The organism is Kitasatospora sp. NPDC056327 (assembly GCF_042261735.1).
Lineage (GTDB): Bacteria > Actinomycetota > Actinomycetes > Streptomycetales > Streptomycetaceae > Kitasatospora.
Map to the genome: position 1 here is coordinate 1 of NZ_JBHJRC010000393.1, position 6,587 is coordinate 6,587.

Consider the following 6,587-nt stretch of genomic DNA (forward strand, 5'->3'; position numbering starts at 1 on the left):
TACCTTCGTCGGCCGCGTCTTTTGTTTATACGAGACAGGGCCGGGCACGGCCGGTCGGCCCGTGCGGCGGGTCGGCGGGCACGACCGGTCGGCGGACCCGTCCGGCCGGTGGCCGGCCCGGGCCCGCGGGCCCGTCGGGTCAGTGGTCGCGGTAGTACTCGGCGAGCATGAAGGCCAGGTCGAGCGCCTGCGAGTGGTTCAGCCGCGGGTCGCAGGCCGTCTCGTACCGCCGGGACAACGAGTCCTGCTCGACGGCGGTGCTTCCGCCCAGGCACTCGGTCACGTCGTCGCCGGTGAGCTCCAGGTGGACGCCCCCGGGGTGCGTGCCCAGGGCCCGGTGCACCTCGACGAACCCGCTGAGCTCGTCGGCGATCCGGTCGACGTGCCGGGTCTTGTGGCCGGTGTCGGTGACGAAGGTGTTGCCGTGCATCGGGTCGCTCACCCAGCACACCGGCGCCTCCTCGGTGGCGACCTTCTCCACCAGCAGCGGCAGCTGGTCCCGCACCCGGTCCGCGCCCATCCGCACGATGAACGTCAGCCGCCCGGGCTCGCGGTCGGGGTCCAGGCGGTCGACGTACCGCAGCACGGTGTCCGCGGTCGCGGTCGGGCCGAGCTTGACGGCGATCGGGTTGGCGATCCCCGCGAAGTACTCGATGTGGGGCCCGTCGATCCGGCGGGTGCGCTCCCCGATCCACAGCAGGTGCCCGCTGGTGGCGTACCGCTTCCCGGTCGTGGGGTCGGTGCGGGTGAGCGGCCGCTCGTAGTCCAGGAGCAGGCCCTCGTGGCTGACGTAGAAGTCGGTGCCGGCGAACCTGCGGGTGTCGCCGCCGCACGCGCGCAGGAAGGCCAGGGCCCGGTCGATCTCGTCGGCGAGCCGCTCGTAGCGCTGCCCGCTGGGCGAGGCGGCGACGAAGGCCCGGTTCCACTCGTGCACCTGGACCAGGTCGGCGAAGCCGCCGGAGGTCAGGGCGCGCACCAGGTTCAGGGTCGTCGCCGACACCTCGTACATGCGCAGCATGCGCGCCGGGTCGGGGGTGCGCTCCTCCTCGGTGAACGCGGCGCCGTTGACCGCGTCGCCCCGGTAGACGGGCAGCCGGGTGGCGCCGCGCTGCTCGAACGGCTGGGAGCGTGGCTTGGCGAACTGGCCCGCCATCCGGCCCAGTTTGACCACCGGCAGCGACGCGCCGTGCATCAGGACGACCGCCATCTGCAGCAGGGTGCGCAGCTTGCCGTCGACCGACTCCGGCGTGGCACCGGCGAACGTCTCCGCGCAGTCGCCGCCCTGCAGCAGCAGCGCCTCGCCCCGGGCGACGGCGCCGAGCCGGGAGCGCAGCGCCTCGCACTCCGCCGCGAACACCAGCGGGGCCGCCTGCTCCAGCCGTCCGGTGACCTCCCGCAGCCGTGCCGGGTCGGGCCAGTCGGGCTGCTGGTCGGCCGCCGGCGCGGCGGCCTCCCGTACGCCGGGCGCTGCGGGGGTGTGGTCCGGGCTCATCGCGGTCCCTCCGATGTCGCTTCGGTCATTTCCGGAGACTTTCACACCGGCCTCCCTCAGCCGTGGCACACCAACTTCAATTCCTCGGGGCTTTTCCCGTCAAGCCCGGGCCCGCTTGGACCGGCCGCACGCGACGGAATTGGTCTGGCCGCACCTTCGGCGCCTCTGATTCGCTGTTCCCGGCACCACCCGCCCGTTCCGCCGGACCGAATTGCGCGGAGCCGGCGGACAATCGTGAACAGGGCGAGAACCGAGGGGGATCACGTGATGGCGCGCAGCACACCGATTCACGTACGCGTCAGCGCGTCCGGACTTCCGGCGCACGACCCGCTCGACCTCTACGAGGAACTGCGCCGCACCCACCCGGCCGACGACCTCTACCTCCTGGAGAACGCCTCCGGCACCGGACGGGACCCGGACCGGGCCGTGCTCGGCTGCGGGCGGCTGCTGGACCTGCGGGTCCACTCCGACGGCCCGCACGCGGTGACCGTCCGGCTCTCGGGCGAGCCGGCGCTGGTCCGCGCGCTGCTGGCGCACGGCCGCGCCCTGGGGCTGACGGCGGGCACCGCCCCGGCGGCGGACGCCGGGCGGGGGATCGCCGCCGCACTGCGGGCCGAGCGGTCCGAGCAGCTGTGGGCGTTCCTGGAGGCGGCCCGCGGCGGCCTGTTCGAGGTGCACACCGACCTGTCCCCGCACAGCTTCTCCTTCGGCTTCCTGACCAGCCTGGCCTACGAGTCCACCTGGCACATGGAGGACCTCGCCGAGCGGACCAAGGCGCCGCGGGGCCCGGACATCACGCTCACGCTGTTCCGTCACACGGTCTGGTACGACCGCACCGACGGCACGGTCAGCGCCCTGCGGGCGGACAGCGAGGAGTTCATCGCCCGTCAGGACCCGGGGGTGCACGGGCCCGCGGAGCGCGCGGCCCGGCGGGAGGGCGCGGCCCCCGTGCCGGAGGCGCCGGTGCCGCTGCGGGTGAGCGACAGCGTGGACCGGGCGACGTTCCTGGACTGGGCGGAGCGCTGCCTGGAGCACATCCGGGTCGGGGACATCTACCAGATCCAGGTCGGCCACCGCATCGACGTGCGCTCCGCCCTGACGCCGGAGGAGGTCTACCGGCGGCTGCGGGCCCGCAACCCCTCGCCGTACATGTACCTGGCGCCGCGCGGCGACTCGCTGCTGATCGGGGCGAGCCCCGAGCTGTTCTTCCGCATCGAGGACGGCGGGATCACCATGCGCCCCATCGCGGGCACCACCCCGCGCGGCGCGGACGACGGCGAGAACGAGCAGCGCGTCAAGGAGATGCGGGAGAGCACCAAGGAGCAGGCCGAGCACATCATGCTCGTGGACCTGTGCCGCAACGACATCGGCCGGGTCTGCGTCCCGGGCACCCTCCCCGTGGAGGAGCTGATGGAGGTGGAGGCCTACTCCCACGTCTTCCACCTGGTCTCCACCGTGCGGGGCCGCCTCGCCGACGGGATCACCGCGTGGGACGCGGTCCGGGCCACCTTCCCCGCCGGCACCATGACCGGCGCACCCAAGATCCGCGCCATGGAGATCGTCGACGGCCTGGAGCGCGAGCCGCGGGGCGGCTACGCGGGCGCGGTGGGCCTGCTGGACGTGCGCGGCTGGAGCGAGCTGGCCCTGTGCATCCGCACGATCGAGTACGACGGCACCGGCTACTCCACCCAGAGTTCGGCCGGCCTGGTGGCCCTGTCCGATCCCGCGGCGGAGTGGCGCGAGACCCTGGCCAAGATGGGGGCCGCCTACTGGGCCCTCACCGGAGGAGAGCTGCTGTGATGAAGGTCCTGCTGATCGACGCCTACGACAGCTTCGTGCACATCATCGACCAGTACCTGCGCACCCTGGGCGCCGACACCGAGGTGGTGCGGTCGCGGACCAGGACCCCGGACGAGCTGGCGGAGCTGGCCCCGGACGCCGTCGTCCTCGGACCCGGCCCCGGCCACCCGGCCGACTCCGGCCACGTGGAGCTCGTCCACCGGTTCGCGGGCAGCGTGCCCCTGCTCGGGGTGTGCCTGGGCCACCAGGCGATCGCGCTGGCCCACGGCGGCCGGATCGAGGTGGCCGACCAGGTGATGCACGGCCGCACCAGTGTGGTGCGGCACGACGGCGCCGGCCTGTTCGAAGGGCTGGGCAACACCCTGGAGGCCACCCGCTACCACTCGCTGGTGGTCGCCGAGCCGCTGCCCGAGCCGCTGGTGACGACCGCGGTCAGCGTCGACCACGGCTACGTGATGGCGCTGCGGCACCGCTCGCTGCCGGTGGCCGGGGTGCAGTTCCACCCGGAGAGCATCATGACCACGGGCGGACTGCGCCTCTTCGAGAACTTCCTCGCGACGGCCGGGAGCCCGGCGGCGGGAGCGCCTGCGGGCGGGGTGGCGGCGGGCGGGGTGGCGGTCAGCGCGGGCTGAGGACCTCGCCCAGCTCCCGCAGCGCCTCGGCCACCCCGGACAGCGGGAGGTGGGCGTGTCCCACGACCAGGGCGGGCGCCTCCCGGCGCGGCACGGCGCCGAAGGCCGCGCCGCCCCGCAGCAGGACCCCGCGGCGCAGCGCGCCGGCGACCAGCGCCGCCTCGTCGGTGCCGGGCGGCAGCCTGACGTAGGCGTGCAGTCCGGCACCGGCCCCGAGGACGGCCGCACCGGGCAGCCGGGCCCCCACGGCCTCCTCCAGGGCCCGGCGCCGGGCGGCGGTCCGTTCGGTGAGCCTGCGCAGGTGCCGGTCGAAGAGCCCGCTGCGCAGCAGTTCGGCGAGGGTGAGCTGGGTGAACGCGTCGGTGCCGAGGTCGTGTCCGGCGCGGACCCGCAGCAGCCGGCGCAGCAGTTCCTCGGGGGCGGCGAGCCAGCCCAGCCGCAGCCCGGGGTCGAGGAGCTTGCTGGCGGTGCCCGCGTAGATCACCCGGTCGGGGTCCAGCCGCTGCAGGGCGAGCGGGCGGGCGAGCCGGTCGTCGTACCAGAGGCCGCCGTCGTAGTCGTCCTCGATCACCCAGCCGTCGACCGCGCGGGCCCACCGGACGAGCGCCTCCCGGCGCCGGGCGGAGAGCACCGCGCCGGTCGGGAACTGGTGGGACGGGGTGACGAGGACGGCCCGGACCCCGGTCGCCGCGAGCGCGTCGACGTCGATCCCCTCCTCGTCCACCGGGACGGGCACCACGCCCATGCCGCTGTCCTGGACGAAGCAGCGCTGGCCCGGGTGGCAGGGGTCCTCCACGGCCAGTTCCGTGATGCCGGCCGCGGGCAGCGCGGCGCACAGCAGGGCCAGGGCCTGCGCGAATCCGCCCACCACCAGGACGGTGCCGGGTGCGGCCCGCACCCCGCGCAGCCGGCCGAGGTGGCAGGCGAGTTCGACGCGCAGCTCGGGCACCCCGGCCAGCGACGGGTAGGAGGTGCCGCGCGGCCGCGGGGCCTGCAGCACCCGCTGGTAGGCCGTCAGCCACTCCCGGCGGGGCACCCCGGGGGCGTTGTGGCCGCCGGGGCGCAGGTCCCAGCGGACGGCGGGCACCGGGCCCTCGTCCAGCAGCGCCGGCACCACCGCCTCCCGGGAGAGGTGGCCCGTCACCCGGGTTCCGGCGCCGCGCGCGGCCTCCAGGAAGCCCTCCGCGGTGAGCTGCGCGTAGGCCTCGACGACCACGCTGCGGGAGACGCCGAGGTCCTCGGCGAGCCGCCGGGTGGCCGGCAGCCGGGTGCCCGGGTGCAGGGTCCCCTGCCGGATCTCCCGTTTGATGAAGCGCTGGATCTGCGCGGTGAGTGATTCACCGTGCTCCCTGGAGATGTCCACCGCCAGGTGCAGGGGCATGATTCCTCCTTTCCGGTGCACGGCTTTCCCGACCGCCCCGCAATTCACCGGGGAGTTCACCGGTCCGGCCGGGGGGAATTGGACCGTTCTTTCACCCGGGGATTGGTCTGTATGAACGCCCGCGGCCCGCACACACTGGGCCTCGACACGCTTCCGGTGCCGACGAGGAGAATTCCCGTGACCGCACGGCCGAACGTTCGCGACTGGCCCTCCCTGCTCGAAACCCTGCTCGCCGGTGGCGATCTCACGTCCGACGACACCGACTGGGCCATGGAGCGGATCATGTCGGGCACGACCGGCCCGGCGGCGCTGTCCGGTCTGCTGATCGCGCTGCGGGCCAAGGGCGAGACCGTCGACGAGGTGGAGGGCCTGAGCCGGGCGATGCTCCGGCACGCGCTGCCGCTGCCGGTGACGGGTCCGACGCTGGACATCGTGGGGACCGGCGGCGACGGCTCGCACAGCGTCAACATCTCCACCATGTCGGCGGTCGTCGCTGCGGGCGCCGGGGCTCGGGTGATCAAGCACGGCAACCGCTCGGCGTCCTCCACCTGCGGTTCCGCGGACGTGCTGGAGGAGCTGGGCGTGGTGCTCGACCTGCCGGCCCACGAGGTGGCCGAGGTCGCCGACGAGGCCGGCATCACGTTCTGCTTCGCCCCCCTCTTCCACCCGGCGCTGCGGCACGCCGCCGCCGCCCGCCGCGAGCTGGGCGTGCGCACCGTGTTCAACCTGCTCGGCCCGCTGACCAATCCCGCCGCCCCCACCGCGCAGGCCGTCGGGGTGGCCTCCGCCCGGGCGCTGCCGCTGGTCGCCGGGGTGCTGGCCCGGCGCGGGGTGTCCGCCCTGGTCTTCCGCGGCGACGACGGCATGGACGAGCTGACGGTGACGACGACGTCCCGGGTGTGGACGGTGCACGGCGGGGAGGCCACGGAGGAGGTCCTCGACCCCCGTGACCTCGGCCTCGCCCCGGCGCACCGCGACGACCTGCGCGGCGGCGACCGCGCGTTCAACGCCCGGGTGGCCCGCGAGCTCCTGGACGGGGCGCGGGGCCCGGTGCGGGACGCGGTGCTGCTGTCGGCCGCGGCGGGGCTGGCGGCGCTGCGGCCCTCGGCCGCCCCGCTGACCGAGCGCCTCGCGGACGGGATGCGCCGGGCGGGCGAGGCCGTCGACTCGGGTGCCGCCGCCGCCGTGCTGGAGCGCTGGGCCGCCGTCACCGGGAAGCGGGCCGCGGAGCGCTGAGCCGGCCGGGCCCTCCGGGGGCCCGGCGCACCGCCCGGTGTCCGGG

5 protein-coding genes are annotated in these 6,587 nt (G+C 75.0%); 3 read left to right on the forward strand and 2 right to left on the reverse strand.

Annotated features, from left to right (window positions below):
• Nucleotides 1-139 precede the first annotated feature (139 nt).
• Nucleotides 140-1,492, reverse strand: coding sequence for a class II 3-deoxy-7-phosphoheptulonate synthase (locus ACFCX4_RS33640; RefSeq protein ID WP_376150824.1), 1,353 nt, complete (start codon nucleotides 1,490-1,492; stop codon nucleotides 140-142).
• A 267-nt stretch (nucleotides 1,493-1,759) separates the two neighbouring features.
• Between ACFCX4_RS33640 and ACFCX4_RS33645 the strand changes: the two genes are divergently transcribed.
• On the forward strand, nucleotides 1,760-3,292 hold the full coding sequence (locus tag ACFCX4_RS33645) for an anthranilate synthase component I family protein (RefSeq protein WP_376150826.1): 1,533 nt from the start codon (nucleotides 1,760-1,762) through the stop codon (nucleotides 3,290-3,292).
• Entirely contained in the window at nucleotides 3,292-3,924 is a 633-nt protein-coding gene (locus tag ACFCX4_RS33650) for an anthranilate synthase component II (protein ID WP_376150828.1), read from the forward strand. The genes ACFCX4_RS33645 and ACFCX4_RS33650 overlap by 1 nt, the downstream gene beginning before the upstream one ends.
• Here ACFCX4_RS33650 and ACFCX4_RS33655 read toward each other — a convergent pair.
• Nucleotides 3,911-5,305, reverse strand: a complete 1,395-nt coding sequence (locus ACFCX4_RS33655; RefSeq protein WP_376150830.1) for a PLP-dependent aminotransferase family protein — start codon at nucleotides 5,303-5,305, stop codon at nucleotides 3,911-3,913. The genes ACFCX4_RS33650 and ACFCX4_RS33655 overlap by 14 nt on opposite strands.
• A 177-nt stretch (nucleotides 5,306-5,482) precedes the next feature.
• Here ACFCX4_RS33655 and trpD point away from each other — a divergent pair, with 177 nt between their 5' ends.
• Nucleotides 5,483-6,541 (forward strand): anthranilate phosphoribosyltransferase, encoded by a 1,059-nt coding sequence (trpD, locus tag ACFCX4_RS33660; RefSeq protein ID WP_376150832.1) that lies wholly within the window; start codon nucleotides 5,483-5,485, stop codon nucleotides 6,539-6,541.
• The last annotated feature ends 46 nt before the right edge of the window (nucleotides 6,542-6,587 follow it).

Bases quoted from the DNA above. Each gene is read 5' to 3' on its own strand.
- ACFCX4_RS33645 (WP_376150826.1), top strand. From the start codon at position 1,760: ATGGCGCGCAGCACACCGATTCACGTACGCGTCAGCGCGTCCGGACTT.
- ACFCX4_RS33655 (WP_376150830.1), bottom strand. From the start codon at position 5,305: ATGCCCCTGCACCTGGCGGTGGACATCTCCAGGGAGCACGGTGAATCA.
- ACFCX4_RS33640 (WP_376150824.1), bottom strand. From the start codon at position 1,492: ATGAGCCCGGACCACACCCCCGCAGCGCCCGGCGTACGGGAGGCCGCC.
- ACFCX4_RS33650 (WP_376150828.1), top strand. From the start codon at position 3,292: ATGAAGGTCCTGCTGATCGACGCCTACGACAGCTTCGTGCACATCATC.